Source organism: Streptomyces sp. NBC_00846 (genome assembly GCF_045207325.1).
GTDB lineage: Bacteria > Actinomycetota > Actinomycetes > Streptomycetales > Streptomycetaceae > Streptomyces.
In genome coordinates, this window is record NZ_CP108846.1 from 2,878,024 (window position 1) to 2,894,643 (window position 16,620).

Below are 16,620 nucleotides of genomic sequence, written 5' to 3' on the forward strand. Positions count from 1 at the left end.
CGTCTCCTAGATGCCGGACTCGGCGCCCGCTCCGGCGGGCTTGGTGACCTGCTTGATCCAGGGGGCCTTGTAGTTGGCGAGCTGGGTCTGCTTGTCATCCCAGGCGCCGTAGCGCGGATTGACGTCGACCTTCAGTTCCTTCGACGCCTTGCCGAGCGCGTCGCCGACGGCCTTCTGCCCCTCGGGCTGCTGGAGGTCGGCGCCGAGCGCCTGGGCCAGCTTCGTCAGCTGGACCTGCTCGCGCAGGACGGCGTCGATCTGGTCGGGGGCGACCCAGCTCTGCTGGAGCATCGCCGTCCGCAGCTGTGCCTCTCCCCCGGACTGGGCGGCCGCCGCCTTCCGCATCTGCTGGATCTCGTTGCGGCTGACGGTCACGCCCGCGTCCCGCGCGGCCCGGTCCAGGACCCGGTCGAAGATCATGCCGTGCAGCTTGGCCCGGCTGAGCTGCCCGGACTTGTCGATGAGCTGCGAGGCGTCCTTCGAGTCGCGCTGGGCCTCCCGCACCGCCGCCACCTGGCCCTGCAGCGTGGACACCTCGATCCGGTCCCCGCCGACGAGGGCCGCGGCACCCGGGTGGGCCTGGCTGCCGCAGGCGGTCAGGAGTGGGGCTCCGGCCAGCAGGGCGGCGGAGACGGTGAGCGCGGTGCGACGGCGGCGGTGCAAAGGAAACCTCCCGGGGAGAGTTTGTGCATCAGTGCACAAGACCTTGCGTTGATCGATGTTAGGCAGTGGATGTGGTTGAGGCCACTGGTTCGACCAACGATTCGGAAGGAGTTGGGGTTGTGGGAGCCCGCGCGGGGCTAGACGGCGGTCAGGAAGGTCGTGCTCGCCGCCCCCCGCATCGTCGGCAACGGGACCCGGCCTCCGGGAACTAGTGCCGCGACCGGCAATGTTTGCCCGGAAGGAGCGTCGTCCAGTGCGTGCGATCGCAAGGCGGCCGGAAGTCCTTGTAGCGGAGCTACCAGGGCTTTTGGCCAACGCAGCGAGCGTGCGTGCTGGACGACGCGACGGGGCAAAGCTTGCCGGGAGGGGCACTAGTAGCGTGTCGCTGTTTAGTTATGGCGTGTCTGGTTGGGAGGTTGGTGTCTGGCAGATTCCTTCCCCTTTGCCAGACAGGACTGTTGTCATGGGTTCGCAGAAGAAGCGGCCGGTCAGGTTGACCGTGCAGGATCGCGAGGAGTTGGTCCGGGTGACCACGACAGGTGTTCGTGGGGCCTCGATGATCATGCGTGCGCGGGTACTGCTTGCACTGGATACCTCGGCGGGTGAGGCGGATCCCAAGGAGGTGATCGCGGCCCGGCTCGGCGTCTCCGGTGAGACGTTGCGGCTGGTCGCCAAGCGTTTCGCCGAGACCGGTGGCGATGTTCACGCCACGATCGCGCGGAAGAAGCGCGACCTCCCACCGGTGCCCTCGCCAGTGACCGGTGAGGTCGAAGCCCGGCTGATCGCGATGGCGTGCTCACAGCCACCCCAAGGCCATGCCCGGTGGTCACTGCGGCTGCTGGAGAAGCACGTCGCGCTGGTCGAGGACATCCCCGATCTGGACCACTCCACCATCGGGCGGGTCTTAAAAAAACGGAACTGCGTCCTCACCTGAAGAAGTGCTGGACCATCCCACCACGAGCGAACGCGGAGTTCGCGGCCCGGATGGAAGACGTGCTGGCCGTCTATGCCCGGCCATATGACCCGGCACGTCCGGTGGTGTGCATGGACGAGAAGCCCTACCAGCTCCTCGACCATGCCCGCGACCCGCTCCCGGCCCGCCCTGGTCACGACGCCTGCCAGGACAGCGAGTACATCCGCTGCGGCACGTGCTCAATCTTCGTGTGGGTCGAACCCCTGCGCGGGTGGCGTCGAGTTCAGGCACTGTCCCAGCGGACCCGGATCGACTGGGCCGGCCAGGTCAAGCAGCTGCTGAGCGTGGATTACCCCGACGCCGAGGCCGTGGTGCTGGTGATGGACAACCTCAACACCCACGGCATCGCCTCACTGTACGAGGCATTCGAACCAGAAGAGGCCTTCGCGCTGGCCCAACGCCTCGAGATCCACCACACGCCCAAACACGGGTCATGGCTCAACATCGCCGAGATCGAACTCTCCGCGCTGACCCGGCAATGTCTCGACCGCCGGATCGGCGACCTCGACATCCTCAACACCGAACTCTCGGCCTGGCAGAACGCCACCAACACCGACCAACGTCACGTGGACTGGCAGTTCACCACGCACGACGCACGCATCAAGCTGCGCCACCTCTATCCCAAAAATTAGCTGCGACGGTCTACTAGCCCACGATCGCGACGGGCGCGTCCCAGGCGTTCCGGTCGATCGTGAGCGTGCCGCCGGTGTGCGTCACCTTCTTGTTGACGGCGTACTGGTGGCCGCGACGGTGCCCTGTGTACAGCGTCGACGCGTACGGGAAGCCCTTCGTGGTGGAGTACACGTCGTCGTAACGGGCGTACCAGAGGATCTCCGGCAGGTCCGTGCGGTTCGTGGCGTTGGCCACGACGGCGGCGCTGGAGTTGCTGAAGCCGTAGAAGCCGGACCAGTAGCCCTTGGCCTTGACCGTCTTGTCGAACGACCGGATATAGGCGAGCACCGTGTTCACACAGGAAGTGTTCTTCGGGTCGAAGTACTCCATGTCGAGGTAGACCGGGCTGCCCGGCTTCATGCCGAGCGCCGCTTCCTTCGCCACGGCGTCGTTGGCGTCGGTGACGGCCAGTGAGGTGGCGTTGGCGGCGGTCATCTTCTCCGGGTTGGCGCTGGTCTGGCACGGCGGCTGCGCGCCGACGTACAGCGGGACCAGCTTCCAGCCGACGGCGCTGACGGACTTCACCCAGGAGGCGGTGAGGTTGGGCTGCGCGCAGCCGCGGTTCTTCCCGCCGACGTATACGGCGGCACCGTGGTAGACGGAGGAGCTGTACCAGCCCTTCATGGTGGTCAGCGACGGCGCGGTGCAGGTGTCGAAGACAGGCCCGGTGTAGATCTTCGGCGCGGGCCTGGAGACCGTGGTGGCGGTGGCGGCCTGGGCGAGGAACGCACCCCCGGCGAGAACGGCCACGCCGGCCACGGCCAGGGAGATACGGCGACGCTTCTTGGATATGCGGTGAGAAGGCACGGAGACCTCGACAGTGCTCGAAAGAAGTGTGAGGCCGACGGGGCAGGCGGGTCGTCAGCCGCCCCGGCGGCAGATCACGGTCTCACATCGCGATCAACGGCTCGCCGACAAATGGGGCGTTCTGCCAGCCGTTGCGAAAACTTGGCGTGCTCATTGCCTTCACCGCCTACGTCGGGGCCCGTCGGCCCCCTCCAGGCGAGCGCCGGGCCCCGGCCCTGCCGGTTCCTACGCCGCCGCTACGGCGATCCGCTGTGCCACCGCGTCAAGCTCCTTGCGGCTGACCAGTGGGAAGAAGAGGCGCAGAGCACTCCCCAGCGACTCGTCGAACAGCGCCCGACGTCGTCTCGCGTTCAAAACACACCACTCCGGGTGGATCGAAAAAGTACGGTTCGGCGAGCGGGCGCGGAGAACCGCGCGGAGAGCGACAACCACACCAGGGATGCAGGGTTCTTGAGGCTGTGTACAGCTCAGCACGCGTGCCGGGTTACCTTGCCGCACGAAGACGCGCCATCGTGCCGCCCCCCGTCATCCAACTCAGCGCCCCGGACCGGCTGAGAATCTCCCCCTCCGCCGGCCCGCCCGTCGAACGTGACATTCACGCACTGGTCCGCAAACTCCGCGACCTGATGAAAGCCCCGTGAAATGACCGGCGATTCGGCCCGTCGCGCCGGTCGGCCGCCGGGTCAGCCGCCGTGTACCTCCACCTGGCGGTCGAGCCGGCGGCGCAGCTCCACCGGCAGTGGGTGGTGTGGTCCGTAGGCCCGCTCCGTGTCGTAAAGGAGCCCCTGCAGCTGCACACGCGCCGCCATGTGGTCACCGACCGCGAGCAGCAGGTGCCCGATGCGGTTGCGGATCTCGAAGGAGCGGGCCGGATCGTTGCCCGTGGCGTAGTGGTTCTCGTAGTACGGGAGAACGGCGCGGTATTCCGCGAGGGCGGCGGCAGGTTCGCCGAGCTGTTCCAGGCACTGGGCCGCGTCGTAGCGGAACTGGAGCGTCCGGGCGTCGGCCGGGCCGGCCTCCGCGGCGCGGTCGTCGGCGAGGCGGCGCAGTTCGGGCAGGGCGCGGCGGTACTGGCCGTCGTCCATCAGCGTCGCCGCGTACTGCTTGCGCAGGATACGGACCACGGCGGAGTCCTCGCCGTGCTGTTCGGCCGCGACCGGGAGGATCGAGCCGAGGATGTCCACGGCCTGGGTGATACGGCCCTCTCCAAGCAGCTTCTTGACGTCGTCGACGGCGGTTGCGACATCGGGCCGGGCGGCCGTAGGTGCGGGTGGGGCCGGGGGCGGGGGCGGTGTGGTGGCGCGGTCGGGCCAGGGGGCGTGCGGGCGCAGGAAGGGGCGGGTCGGGTCGAGTGGCCCGGTGGGGAGCCCGTTGCCCCGGGAGGGGAGCAGCGGGGCGAGGTGTTCGTACACCTCCTGGGCGTCGGCCGGACGGTGCTGCGGGTCCTTGGCCAGCAGCCGCAGCACCAGCGTTTCGAGCGGCTCGGGGATGTCGGGCCGGATCCGCCGGACCGGGAGCGGCGGCTCGTACAGGTGGCGGTGCAGCACGCCGAGGGCGGTCGATCCCGCGAACGGCACGTCGCCGCTGAGGAGTTCATGCAGGAGCACACCGAGTGCGTACAGATCGGTGTACGGGCCGACGGCACCGCCCATCGCCTGCTCGGGCGCCATGTAGGCCGGGGAGCCGATCGGCGAACCGGTGTGGGTGAGGCGGGTGGTGTCGGTGTCCAGGACGGAGGCGACGCCCAGGTCGAGGACGGTGACGGTGCCGTCCGGACGCACCATCACGTTGCGGGGCTTGAGGTCGCGGTGGACAATCGGCACCGCGTGCACGGCGCAGAGGACGGCGCAGAGCTGGGCGGCGACCGCGACGGACCACTGCCAGGGGTACGGGTCGTGCTCGGCCAGGTGGTCGGCGAGGTCGGCGCCCTCGACGTACTGCATGACGAGGAACAGGTCGTCGCCGTCGCTCCCCGCGTCGTGGACCGTGACCAGGCCCGGGTGGCCGACCTGGGCAGTGACCCGGCACTCACGGACGAAGCGGCGGCGCAGCTCGTCCGCCGCCTCGCTGCCGACGGGGCCGGTGACCCGGTCGGGGCGGAGCAGCTTCACCGCGACCCGGCGGTCCAGTCGCTGGTCGTACGCCGTCCAGACCTGCCCCATGCCGCCCTGACCGAGGACGGTCGCCAGCTGGTACCGCCCGCCGATGACGCGTCCGCTCACCGGTTCTCCTCCTTACGGAGGTAGTCGCTCAGCTCGTCGAGCTCGGCACGGACCTGGTCGATGCGCTGGGGCGCGGCGGGCGGATAGCCGTAACCGGGGGTGGCGGACGGCGGGACCGGGGCCGAGGCCTGGGCCGGGGCCTGGGGCGGGGCCTGGGGCGGGGCCTGGGGCGGGGCCTGGGTCAGCGGTGGGGACTGGGTCAGCGGTGGGGACTGCTGCGGGACGTATCCGCCGTACTGTCCTTGCGCCTGGGGATGAGGCCGGGGCACAGGCGGACGGAGGGTGCCGTACGGTCCTTCGGGGCCGTAGTGGCGTATCTCCGCGTACAGGTAGTAGGCGACCACGCCGACCATGACGCCGAATATCCAGGAGACCCCGATGAACGCCTCCGCGTCGCTCGTCTTCTCGGGGTCCTCCGGCATGACGATCATGAACGCGAAAAGCCCTGTGTTGAGCGCGAACACGAGCGCGAGCAGGGCCCAGTCCCGCCCCTTGCGGGTGACAATCGCGAGCCGCAGCATCGCGGCCCAGCCCAGAAGACCGCAGCTCAGCACGGTCAGTGCCACGAAAACCACGCGCAATGCCGTCAGCACCGCCGAGGACGGACGACGCTTCGGTTGCTGCTCCGGCGGATAGCCGTAGCCGTGCATGTGCCGCTCCTGGAAGGCGTATGTCGGACGTGTGCAGTGAGCGTATACACCGACACCGACAGCTGGTCCCGAGTTGTGCGCAACCGTTGTGGTTGACGTCACTTCGGCGGGACCGTGCCGTCCGTCAACCCGTCGTACATCCCCTGGACCAGCTGCCCGCCGAGCCGCCCGGCCAGCCGGAGCGCGTCCTCGAACTCGGAAAGGGCGCGGAACCGTTCTCCGTACTTCCGCTGTTCCGCGAGCGGTAGCCGGGGCAGTTGGAGGCGGCGGGCGTCCAGCCGGGTGGCGGTGGAGGCGTAGCTGCTGGCCTGGCGGTTGTTGGCGGTGCCGCGCAGGAAGCCGGCGAGGAACCAGGGGTCGAGGGCGGCCGGATCGGGGCGCAGCAGCTGGAGGTTGCGGCCCAGTGCGGCGCCCGTGGTGGACTCGTCGATGACGCGGGTGACGGAGCCGCCGCCGAGCACGGGGACGACGACATCGCCCGGTTCGACGAGGACGGGCTCCTCGGAGGGCCCGTCGGCGGGGAGGCTTCCCGAAGGGGCGGCGGAGCCGAGGACGTCGTGTTCCGTGAGGACGGGGACCGGGCCGGTGCCGGAGCCGCCGGTGCGGAGCTGGAGTGCGCCGGCGCGGGCGAGTTCGCCGACGGTGGTGAGCGGCCAGCGGGCCGGCTCGGCGGGGGTCACGGCCGGCGGGGTGAGGGAGCCGGTGAGTCCGAGCGTCTCGGTGAGCCGCTCCCGTACGCGGATCAGCTCGGCCGGACCGCCCGCGGCGGCCGGGGACGGCAGATGGCGAGCGGGGGCCAGGTCCACGTCGTCGTCGAGGAGTTCGATGACGGGGACGGCGCTCGCGCCCACGCCCTTGGCCGCGTTCTCGCGCTCGCCCTCGAACCATTGCCAGGCTTCGAGCACGGCGCTGCGCACCGCCTGCCAGTCGAGCCGGTCGCGCCCACCGGACGGAGCGGCGGCCGCCGGGCCCGCCGAGGGGGATTCGGCGGGTTCGGCGGTGTCGACGAGCAGCAGTTCGGGCGAGGGGTGCGGGCCGCTGCCCGGCTTGCGCAGCACCCAGAGGTGGAGCGGAACGCCGTACGGGGGTGCGGCACCGGCCGGGAGCGCGATGACGGCGCGCAGGGCGCCGCGGCGCAGCAGATCCGCGCGGATCCGGCGACCGGAGCGGCGCGAAGCGGCGGCCGGGGGCATCAGGAGTACGGCGGTGCCGCCCTCGCGCAGATGGGCCAGGGCGTGCTGGACCCAGGCGAGTTCGGACTCGGTGCGGGCCGGGAACCCGTACTCCCAGCGCGGGTCGTAGGCGAGCTCGTCGTGGCCCCAGTTGCGTTCGTTGAACGGCGGGTGGCAGAGCACGGCGTCGGCGGCGAGCTGCGGGAAGGCGTCGGCGCGTAGGGTGTCGCCGGCCCGCGCCGCGAGGGCGCAGCTGTTGTCGGGGTCGGTGTGCAGGGCGAGCCGCAGTGCGGTGAGCGCGGCGAGGTCGGGGTCGGCCTCCTGCGCGTACAGGGCGGTCGGGCGGTCGACGGCGCGCAGCAGGGCGCCGGTGCCCGCGGCGGGGTCGAGGACGGTACGGGCGGGCTGCTTCCCGGTCTCCACCAGGGCGGCCATGAGTTCGGCGAGCCCAGGTGGCGTGAGTGTGTACTGGCGTGGGTTGGCGTCCAGTTGGCGGCCGAGGAGGAACTCGAAGGTCTCCCGGGCCCCGGTCTCCGCGGCGAGCTCCGCGGCGCCCCGGAGCAGCGGAACGGACGGAAGCAGTTCGGCGCGGCCGGGAGTGTGAACAGCCCGTCCGGCTACCGTGGCGGGCCCGAAGCGGTCGGCAAGCATGTCCTTGAGGGCGAGGGACAGCACACCGGCCATCGCCTCGTCCGACACAGCGGCGATCTCCCGCCAGGCGGTGGGGCTGTTGCGCCGGAGCAGCAGGGCGCAACCGGTGTGGACCAGGACGGGGACCGCGCCGGCCGGGTGTCCGGCGAGCTGCTGCCAGACCCGTTCACGGAGCGGGACCTCGGCGAGTTTCCCCTGGTCACGCAGCCACTGCTCGACCTCGGGCAGGGCGAAGGACGGGCTCGTCTCGGTGCCACCGACGGGCTTGGGAAAGTCGGCATGGCGGCGGCGCCAGTTGCTGACGGCGGCCCGCCCCACGCCCGCGAGCCGGGCGATCCCGGCCGCGGTCACCTCTGTCGAGGTCGAGTTCTCCGGCACTGACTGTCTCCCTGGTCCTGGCACTGGCTGGTCCTGGTACCGGCTGGTCCTGGCACTGGCTGGTCCCGGCACTGACTGGCCCGGCAGTGGCTGTCCCTGCAGTGACTGGCCTGGCCGTGGCTGGCCTGGCAGTGACCTTCGTGCGGTGTTGACGAGCATACCGATCCCGGTTACGCGCCGCCGATTCACAGCGTGCATCAACCCCTCCAGCGTGAACCATGTTGACTCGGTTCACAAGCTCTGTTGTTATTGACTCATCGCTACAGGAGCGATGCACGGAACCGCTCACCATCCATCTCTGCATCCGCCGGAGGGCACAGCCATGTCCCAGTTCACACAGCCGCCGCAGTCCCCGCAGCCCCAGCAGCCGTACGCTCCGGCCCAGATGCCGGGCGCACGCCCGGCCCGTAACGGACTGGGCATCTCCGCCCTCGTCCTGGGTGTCATCGGCGCCGTGTCGGGGCTGATCCCGTTCTTCTTCTGGCTGGCGGGCATTCTCGGCGTCATCGCCCTGATCCTGGGTCTGGTGGGCCGGGGCCGGGCCAAGCGCGGTGAGGCCACCAACAAGGGCATGGCCACCTTCGGCGCCGTCCTCGGCCTGATCTCGCTGATCCTCTCGGTGGTGGGCGCGGTGATCACCTTCAAGGCGGTGGACGACGCGGTGAACGACCTGAACAAGGCGGTGTCGGACACCACGGCCTCCGCGAAGCCGAAGCCCGGCGGCGACGGTTCCGCCAAGGACGGCGGATCCGAGAAGAAGAAGGACACCGGAAAGGCGCTGGAGGCCGGCGACTCGGCCGTGTACGACGACGATCTGACGGTCACGGTCGGCGACGCCACCTCGTACACCCCGGACGCGTACGCCGCCGGGCACACCAAGGGCAAGAAGGCCTACCGGGTCGCCGTCGTCATCGAGAACGCGGGCAAGGAGAAGTTCGACTCCGCGCTCGTCAGTGTCTCGGCCCGGGCCGGCCAGGACGGCGTGGACGCCGAGCAGATCTTCGACAACAAGGTCGGCGCGGGCTTCTCCGGCACGGTCCTGCCGGGCAAGAAGATCACGGTCCAGTTCGCCTTCGACGCCCCCGCGGACGCCAAGAACCTGACGGTCGAGGTCAACCCCGGGTTTACGTACGACGCCACCCAGTGGGACCTGAAGCTCTGACCTTCTCTCCCGACCGGAGCCGACCATCATGCGCCCACTCGCCCGCACCGCAGCAGCCGCTCTCTGCACCGTGACAGTCCTCGCCCTCACGGCGGCCTGCGGCACGCTCTTCGACGACGAGCGGACCGCCGCTCCCTATGCACGGCTGACCGGCCCCGAGGTCGTCAACAAGGCCCTCGCGGCGACCCGGAGCGCCAAGTCGCTGCGCATGGCGGTGGAGACGACCTCCGGCGAGGGCCCGGTCAGTGCGTTCGTCGCCACGGATGTCAGGGGCGCGTGCACGGTCACGCTCTCCCTGGGCGCGGCAGGCACCCTGGAGCTGGTGCGGACGGAAGGCGCGGTCTACACCCGGTCCGACGCCGCGATGCTGAGGGAGGCCACCGCCCAGGACGGCCCGGGCAAGAACACCGCCGCCGACGTCGAGAAGCTCACCGGCCGCTGGGTGAAGGCCCCCAGCGGCGACCCGTACGCAGAGCCGGCCGAGCGCTACTGCGACCGCGAGGCGTTCCTCGGCCTCCTCGCCCGGAAGAGCGGGACGGCCCGCAAGGGAAAGACGACGACACCCGGCCCCGACTCCACCTCCGACATCCCCACCCTGACCGTCAACGGCAGGACGGACGAGGGGACATGGACGGCAAGCATCGCCTCCGAGGGCAGGCCCTACCTGCTGGGAGCGCATCTGACGGACGGCGCCGGCGGCAACGGCCGCCCCCTCACCGTCGAGTTCTCCGGGTTCAACAAGCCGTTCTCGGTGAAGAAGCCACAGATCTCACCTTCTTGACCAGCCGAACACCACGGAGCCCTCGACCAGCCCGACACCACGGAACCCGCCCCCATCCGGGCGGGTTCCGTCGGCGCGTTCACAGCCGATGCCGCACCCACACATGGGGCTCCGCATACACCGCGTACTTCCGTTGCACCGAGCAGCGCACCGGCGTCGGCGCACCCGGCACCTCCGCGTCACCCGCTTCGTCGCGCCCGGCCGTGCTCACGCCCCGGACACCCACGCGCTGCGGAGTTCACCCCCCGCACTGCTCCAGCATGGCCTGCTTGTCGGCGGTGGTGACCGGCAGTTCGTACTTCAGCGACACCTGCGCGAACCGCACCGCGTACGAGCAGCGGACCGGCTTGTAAGGCGGCAGCCAGGACGCCGGCCCCGAGTCGCGCTTGGCGTTGTTGGCCGGGCCGTCCACCGGAAGGAGATTGAGCGGGTCATTTATGTCGGCACCCGTAACCGTCTCACCGAGCTCCCAGTTATGTAGGCGTTCAGCTTGTCTCATACGGGGAGGGTGGCGTGCGCGTGACGGACTCTGGAGAAGCCGACGCCGATTCGGAAGCGATGGTGCTACTGCACAGGACCCGAGCAGGCGGGACGTCCTCGGCCGATCCACTCCCCTTCGACGGACGCTCGGTGCTCCGACGAGCCGGTGCTGACGAAGGCAGGCCCTTCATCCTCGGCCCGGACGGCAGCTACGACCGCGACCTGAACCGCTTCCTGCGCGACCTGGAGAGCTGGGGCGTGCGGGCGGAGAACAGCCGGATCGCGTACAGCACCGACGTCATGCTCTACTGCCGCTTCCTCCACGAGTCCCGCGACGGCAAGTCGATCTGGGACACGGACGGCGCCGATCTTCGCGCGTACAAGTCCGTACGGCTGCACGGCGACGGTCCGGGCAAGGTGTCCGCGGCGACCTGGAACCGTTCCATCGCCGCACTCGACAAGTGGGTGCAGTGGTCGCTGTACGAGGAGTTGTTGTCGGCCGCGCCGTTCCGGTACGTCGACAAGACCGTGGTGTCGCCGCAGGGACCGAAGCGCGTACGGGTCAATGCGGACGCCGAGCCCGAGGTACCCAGGCAGCCGATTCGGTTCCTGTCGCACGAGGACTTCATGCTCTGGCGGGACGTCGGGCTGCGCGGGCTGTTGCCCGACGGTGCCCCGGATGCCAAGTGGCGTGGGCGCAACGGCGAACGCAACGCTCTCTTCGCCGATCTCCTGGTCTGCACAGGAATGCGGCTGGGCGAGGCCGCAAGTCTGCTGACGACGGAGCTGCCGCCAGTGAACGGCAGACGCCTGATCGGCGACATCACTGTCTCGGCCGCCGTGGCGAAGCGCGACAGGGCGCGCACGGTGTACGTCCGCCCCCGGGTGACCCGCGACCTGCACCACTACGTCGGGATGGAGCGTGACGAGCTGGTGCAGCGGAGGCGCGTCCGAGGCACATACGAAGCGGATGCGGAGCGGCTGCCGGTACGCCGGGCGAGTCGGCACGCGTTGGTGGTCGAGAACGGAACGAGCTGGTCGTACTCGCGCATCGGCGCGGCGGACCGGGCGCGGCTCATCCAGGTCGACGGCCGAGGAAGCGCACTCGGTCCTCTGTCGCTGTGGCTCGGTGAGAACGGGATGCCGCTGAGACGCAATACCTGGCAGTCGGTCTTCCAGCGGGCGAACGAGCGGTGTACCGCCTTCGGGCTCGACTTCGACGTCCACCCGCACACCCTGCGGCACACGTTCGCGGTGCACATGCTCGGCCTGCTGCTGCGACAGACAGTCCGGGCACTCGGCATGCGTGAAGACCGCCGGTTCACCCACGCGGAGGTGAAGCGCCTGCTCATCGGCAACCCTCTGCGCAAACTCCAGCTCCTGCTCGGTCACCGCCACGAGGCGACCGTCTACACGTACCTCGACGTGCTGGACGAGGCCCAGGAGATCGTGCTCGCGGCGCTGAGCGAGTGGGACGAGCAGGCCGCCGCCTTCGAACGGATCCGCCTGGATGCGGAGGAGGACCAGTGAGCCCGCGCCGTGTCCGCTTCCCTGCCGCCGTCGAGCCCCCTGCCGCGGCCGAGCCTGTGCCGACGATCGGCCCCGTGATCTTCACGGTGGATCTGAACGGAAGTCCCGAGGAAATCGATCTGTCGGGGCTTCCGTGCCCGCGCCTCGTCCGAGCCCTGTCCAACGCCCTCGTCGACGTCATCAGCAGCCCCGGCACTCTGCGCGACCGCAGTGGCGTCCGCTACGTCGTCAAACGCATCCGGGAGTTCGTCGAGTTCACTGCCGCCGCCCTGCCCGACTCGGCCGCCGAGCTGCGTCTGAGCAACCTGGAGTCCGGCCTTCTGGACGCCTTCGAGACACGGCTGATCGCTCGGTACGGAGAGACGAGCAAGGAGCCATACCTCACCATGACATACCTCGTGAGGCTGCTGAAGCTGGTGCACGAGGCACACCCCGAAGCCTTCGGGGCCGCCTTTCACGCCCGCCTGGGCTTCACATCCGCGTCGGCCCACCGAGCGTCGACGCCGCTCGACGCGTATCCGTTCCCGGTACTCGACGCGTTGGAGGCCACCGCCCGGGACGATGTCGCCCGCATCCGCGACCGAATCCTGGAGGGCGAGAAGCTGGCGTCCACGGGCCGCGACCCGCGCCAACACGGGTGGGAACGGCTGGAGAACATCCTCTGGTACATCGAACACCACGGCCCGCTGACCGCCGAGGACGCCTCGTACAAGATACTGCGCCCCTGGGGCGGCAGAGAGGAACTCAACGGTCGTCTCCACCTCACCGCACGGGACCTGGTGCCCTTCCTGCTCCTGCTCGTCTGCCAGACAGGCATGGAACCCGAGTGCGTCCGGCAGCTGCGGTCCGACTGCCTGGCGAGTCCTGCACGTGGTTATGTCAGCATCGCGTACGTCAAGAAGCGTGCCCCCGGTTCTGCACACAAGACGGTCAGGGTCGCCGACGGTGGCTCGCTGCGCTTCCCCGGTGGCGTGATCCGGCTGGCCCTGCGTCTGGCGAAACGGACTCGCGAGCTGATCGGCAGCGACGCGCTGTGGTGCGACCTCGGTGGCCATGGACGAGCTCGTGCGTCCTTCGACGAAGGTCCTCGGGGCCGGTCGGACGTGACCCGACGGTGGATGTCCGAGCATGGGCTGGACCGTCTCGCCGACCGCGACGGCAGTCCAGTCACCCTCGACCTGCGGCGAGTACGCAAGACCGTCAAGTCCCGCCAGTATCTGCGAGCCGGCGGAGTGCTTGAGGACTTCGCCTCCGGCCACACCCGGCCGGTCGCCGCCAAGCACTACGCGGACATCGGCGCCCACGAAGAGACCCACGACCAGGCTGTGGAGGCGGGCCTTGCACAGGCGCTGGGCGTGGCTCTGGCCCCACCGGTGGTGCTGTCGGACGACGGAGACCGACTCGACGACAGCCAGGCCGCGCTGACCGCGCGGGAGATCGAGTCGGCGCTCACCGGCGAGCAGGACGTATGGCTCGCCTCCTGCCGCGACTTCTTCGCATCGCCGTTCGCCCGCAAGCCCGGTGCTGCCTGCCCCGTTCCGGCCTGGGGCTGCCTGGAATGCCCGAACGCGGTGTTCACCAGCCGGCACCTGCCGAGCCTGCTGTCCTTCCTGGACTTTCTGGAGCGACAGCGCGAGGAATACCCCGCCGCCGAGTGGACCGCGCGGTTCGGTCTCGCGTGGGATCGCATCGTCCACGGTGTCCGCGCGCGCTTCAGCACGCGCCAGATCGCCACGGCGCAGGCCATCGCTGAGGGCGGCAGCGATCGCCTGCTGCTACCCCCGTCGTTCCTGGAGGTCATCGCATGACTGCCGTCCCCAAGCCACGTACCGCTGATCACGACCTGTCCCCGGCGGCATCGGAGTACGCGCTCCCGGAGCGGCTCACGCGAGGCATGCCGAGCCGGGGTCCGCTTCTGTCCGAGGACGTCTGGGATCTGCGGTGTGTGCTGCCCCGCACCTGGCGGACATGGCGGCTCGACTTCAGGCAGATCGGCGATCCGATGACACGGCGTACAGCGAAGGAGTACGTCGCCTCCCGCCTCCACCGAGGCTCCCTGGGCCTCGGCCCCATGAAGGCCACGGTGGCGGCGGGAGAGCTGCGCGTCTTCATCGCCGTAATGAGCGACCTGCGAGAGGTGGGTGCCGAACGGTTGTCCGCCGTCGGCCGCACCCACCTGGACGCCGTGTTGACGCGGTGGAAGCCCAGCCCGGGCAACGCCGTCCGTAACATCACGCTGCTCAAGCACCTGGCGGCCCACGGGCCGTTCCTGTCCCAGGACCGGCTGAACCTCCTGCCTTGGAACGGCCGCAGCGCCTACGCCGTCGCCGGGGTGCGGCGGGTCAGGGGAGAGAACGCCACCCCACGCATTCCCGAGGAGGTCCTCGCGCCGCTGCTGCGGGCAGCGGTCTTCTACGTGGAGACGGTCGGCGGCGACATCCTCGCCGCCCAGCGGGAGATCGCCGCGCTCGAAGCAGCACGCAAGGGCCGGAATCTCGGCCATGGCCAGGCACACGAACGGGTGCTGGCCTTCATCGCCGAGCGCCGAGAGGCCGGCCGAGGCATCCCCGCACTCCCACTCGAGACCGCGCACACCGTGCCCGACGCCGTCACCGTCGGCGGCGTACCGCAGAGCCCCAACCACCGCCTCGTCTCCCTCCTGACCGGCTGCGGCAACGCCGCACACCTTCGACCGCTGATCGCAGAAGCCGGCAAGGACATCGGCTACGAGGAAGGTGGCCTGGACACCCCGATGTCCGAGTGGCCGGCCACTGGCAGGCCGTGGCGCCCACGGCTCAGCCCCTTCACGTTGGCCAACGAGTTGTCCTTCCTGCGAACGGCATGCTGGATCGTCATCGCCTATCTGTCCGGGATGCGGGACACGGAAGTTCGTGAGCTGGATCGCCACTGCGCCATCATCGAGACCGGAGCCGACGGGCGTGCCCGGTACAAGGTCCGTGGACGGGTCTACAAGGGGAAGGACCGCAAGCTCAGCGGTGACGAAGCCGAGTGGGTGGTCCTGGACGTCGTGCACCGGGCCGTCGCCGTTCTCAGGGAGATCAACGACGACCCCGGCCACCTCTTCGGCTACGACGGCGGCGGCCGCAACGGATACGTGCTCCTCAGCAACATGCCCCGGCGCATCAGAGCCTTCCGCGACCACCTCAACGAGCTCTTCAGCACGACGGATGAGCTCTACATCCCGCTGCCGGCGACGGACGAGCGCTCCCCGACGGTGGAGGACGAGGTCGAGGAAGATGCACCGGCGCCCACGGCGCTTCCCTGGGCCTTCGACACCAGGCAGTTCCGGCGCACCCTCGCGTGGCACATCGCCCACCAGCCCTTCGGGGTGGTCGCGGGCGCCCGTCAGTACAAGCACGCCGCGATCACCATGTTCGAGGGATACGCGGGCACCTCCGCCTCCGGCTTCGCCGACGAGGTCGCCGCCGAGGAGGCCGTCGCCAAGCTCGATTATGTCGAGGACCTCTACCACGACTGGAACGAGGGCGGGCGTTCCGCGGGCGGCGCCACCCAGCGCATCGAGGCCGAGTTCGACCGCATCCGCGGCGAACTCGGCGATCTGGCAGGCGTGGTGGCCAGCCCCTCCCGCCTACGGACGCTCCTGCACCACCTGACGAAGACCCTGCACCCCGGCGTGCTGAACGACTGCTTCTACCAGGCGGAGACAGCCGTGTGCCGCAAGCGGGCCAAGCCTCTGGGCCGCCCCGTCCCCATGCTCGACATGTGCATGCGCTGCCCCAACTCGCGTCGTGCCGCCGTCCATCTGCCACGACTGGAACGAGCCCATGACATGGCCGAGTCCGAACTCGGCGGGACCACCGGCCTCCCGCGGCTCCAGCAACTGGCCATCACCGAGCACTTGGCCACGCTCACCCACCTGATTGCCGAGATCGACCACGAGGACGCCCGACGATGACCGACTCCACGGACGAGACCCTCCGAGCCGTCCGCACCGTCTTCGCACGTCTGGCCCGGGAGAACCTCAGCCTGACCGACATCGACCACAAGATCATGCACGCCTTCGAGCAGCTCATGCTGGGACGACCCGAGATTACCGACGGCAGGATCTCGGCGGTGAACATCTGCGCCGAGGCCGGCGTCTCCCGGGCCTCGTACTACCGCTCTCCCGTCGCGGCAGTGATCAAGGGGATTCTCAGTGCCCCCGAGTCCAGGCGTCCGGAGTCCGACGAACTCAGGCAGGAGACCGCGCGCCTTAAGCAGTCCGAGCGGAAATTGCGCCGGGAGAAGGCGGACGAGATCAGGGAGCTGCGGGCGACCCTTGCGGCGTACGCGAACCAGATCCAGGTCCTGGCACTCAGGAATGCGGAACTGGAGGCAGACACCCGGCGACTTCAGGCCCAGCTCGACGGAGGCCGGGAAGACGTGGTCAAACAACTGAGGCGATCACAGGAGCCGGCTTCCACTTGACGGCCCAAGTCGCATGCAGCATTCAGGACC

At 69.6% G+C, this 16,620-nt stretch carries 14 protein-coding genes and 1 pseudogene; 8 read left to right on the forward strand and 7 right to left on the reverse strand.

Features of this window, described 5'->3' with window-relative positions; genetic code table 11:
- Nucleotides 1–6: 6 nt before the first annotated feature.
- The gene (locus OG936_RS13205; RefSeq protein ID WP_406494756.1) at nucleotides 7–663 is read right to left on the reverse strand and encodes a SurA N-terminal domain-containing protein; all 657 of its coding nucleotides are present in this window, start codon (nucleotides 661–663) and stop codon (nucleotides 7–9) included.
- A 463-nt stretch (nucleotides 664–1,126) separates the two neighbouring features.
- Between OG936_RS13205 and OG936_RS13210 the strand changes: the two genes are divergently transcribed.
- A complete protein-coding gene (locus OG936_RS13210; RefSeq protein WP_406492113.1) occupies nucleotides 1,127–1,597 on the forward strand; it encodes a helix-turn-helix domain-containing protein in 471 nt (156 codons plus the stop codon).
- The gene (locus OG936_RS13215) at nucleotides 1,486–2,268 is read left to right on the forward strand and encodes an IS630 family transposase (RefSeq protein ID WP_406492112.1); all 783 of its coding nucleotides are present in this window, start codon (nucleotides 1,486–1,488) and stop codon (nucleotides 2,266–2,268) included. Before OG936_RS13210 ends, OG936_RS13215 begins: the two co-directional genes overlap by 112 nt.
- Before the next feature lie 13 nt (nucleotides 2,269–2,281).
- Here the strand turns inward: OG936_RS13215 and OG936_RS13220 are convergent, their stop codons facing one another.
- The 5 genes from OG936_RS13220 to OG936_RS13240 form a co-directional block, all read right to left on the reverse strand.
- Complete coding sequence (locus OG936_RS13220) at nucleotides 2,282–3,115, reverse strand: glycoside hydrolase domain-containing protein (protein WP_406494758.1); 834 nt, start codon at nucleotides 3,113–3,115, stop codon at nucleotides 2,282–2,284.
- A 225-nt stretch (nucleotides 3,116–3,340) separates the two neighbouring features.
- Entirely contained in the window at nucleotides 3,341–3,469 is a 129-nt protein-coding gene (locus OG936_RS13225; RefSeq protein WP_406494759.1) for a hypothetical protein, read from the reverse strand.
- Between the two features lie 329 nt (nucleotides 3,470–3,798).
- Complete coding sequence (locus OG936_RS13230; protein ID WP_406494760.1) at nucleotides 3,799–5,337, reverse strand: protein kinase domain-containing protein; 1,539 nt, start codon at nucleotides 5,335–5,337, stop codon at nucleotides 3,799–3,801.
- Entirely contained in the window at nucleotides 5,334–5,987 is a 654-nt protein-coding gene (locus tag OG936_RS13235; protein WP_406494761.1) for a hypothetical protein, read from the reverse strand. The genes OG936_RS13230 and OG936_RS13235 overlap by 4 nt, the downstream gene beginning before the upstream one ends.
- 98 nt (nucleotides 5,988–6,085) lie before the next feature.
- Nucleotides 6,086–8,188, reverse strand: coding sequence for an N-6 DNA methylase (locus tag OG936_RS13240; protein ID WP_406494762.1), 2,103 nt, complete (start codon nucleotides 8,186–8,188; stop codon nucleotides 6,086–6,088).
- 322 nt (nucleotides 8,189–8,510) lie between these two features.
- On the opposite strand from OG936_RS13240, the gene OG936_RS13245 reads away from it, so the two are divergent.
- Complete coding sequence (locus OG936_RS13245; RefSeq protein WP_406494764.1) at nucleotides 8,511–9,350, forward strand: DUF4190 domain-containing protein; 840 nt, start codon at nucleotides 8,511–8,513, stop codon at nucleotides 9,348–9,350.
- A gap of 28 nt (nucleotides 9,351–9,378) precedes the next feature.
- Complete coding sequence (locus OG936_RS13250) at nucleotides 9,379–10,131, forward strand: hypothetical protein (RefSeq protein WP_406494766.1); 753 nt, start codon at nucleotides 9,379–9,381, stop codon at nucleotides 10,129–10,131.
- Between the two features lie 238 nt (nucleotides 10,132–10,369).
- Here the strand turns inward: OG936_RS13250 and OG936_RS13255 are convergent.
- Nucleotides 10,370–10,570, reverse strand: a pseudogene (locus OG936_RS13255) (HNH endonuclease); the annotation flags it as partial.
- A 191-nt stretch (nucleotides 10,571–10,761) separates the two neighbouring features.
- Here OG936_RS13255 and OG936_RS13260 point away from each other — a divergent pair.
- From OG936_RS13260 to OG936_RS13275, 4 genes are read left to right on the forward strand one after another with little or no spacing between them, the layout of a single operon-like run.
- Nucleotides 10,762–12,141 (forward strand): tyrosine-type recombinase/integrase, encoded by a 1,380-nt coding sequence (locus tag OG936_RS13260; RefSeq protein ID WP_406494768.1) that lies wholly within the window; start codon nucleotides 10,762–10,764, stop codon nucleotides 12,139–12,141.
- A complete protein-coding gene (locus OG936_RS13265; RefSeq protein ID WP_406494769.1) occupies nucleotides 12,138–13,949 on the forward strand; it encodes a hypothetical protein in 1,812 nt (603 codons plus the stop codon). The genes OG936_RS13260 and OG936_RS13265 overlap by 4 nt, the downstream gene beginning before the upstream one ends.
- Complete coding sequence (locus OG936_RS13270) at nucleotides 13,946–16,078, forward strand: hypothetical protein (RefSeq protein WP_406494770.1); 2,133 nt, start codon at nucleotides 13,946–13,948, stop codon at nucleotides 16,076–16,078. Before OG936_RS13265 ends, OG936_RS13270 begins: the two co-directional genes overlap by 4 nt.
- Nucleotides 16,075–16,590, forward strand: coding sequence for a hypothetical protein (locus OG936_RS13275; RefSeq protein ID WP_406494771.1), 516 nt, complete (start codon nucleotides 16,075–16,077; stop codon nucleotides 16,588–16,590). Before OG936_RS13270 ends, OG936_RS13275 begins: the two co-directional genes overlap by 4 nt.
- The last annotated feature ends 30 nt before the right edge of the window (nucleotides 16,591–16,620 follow it).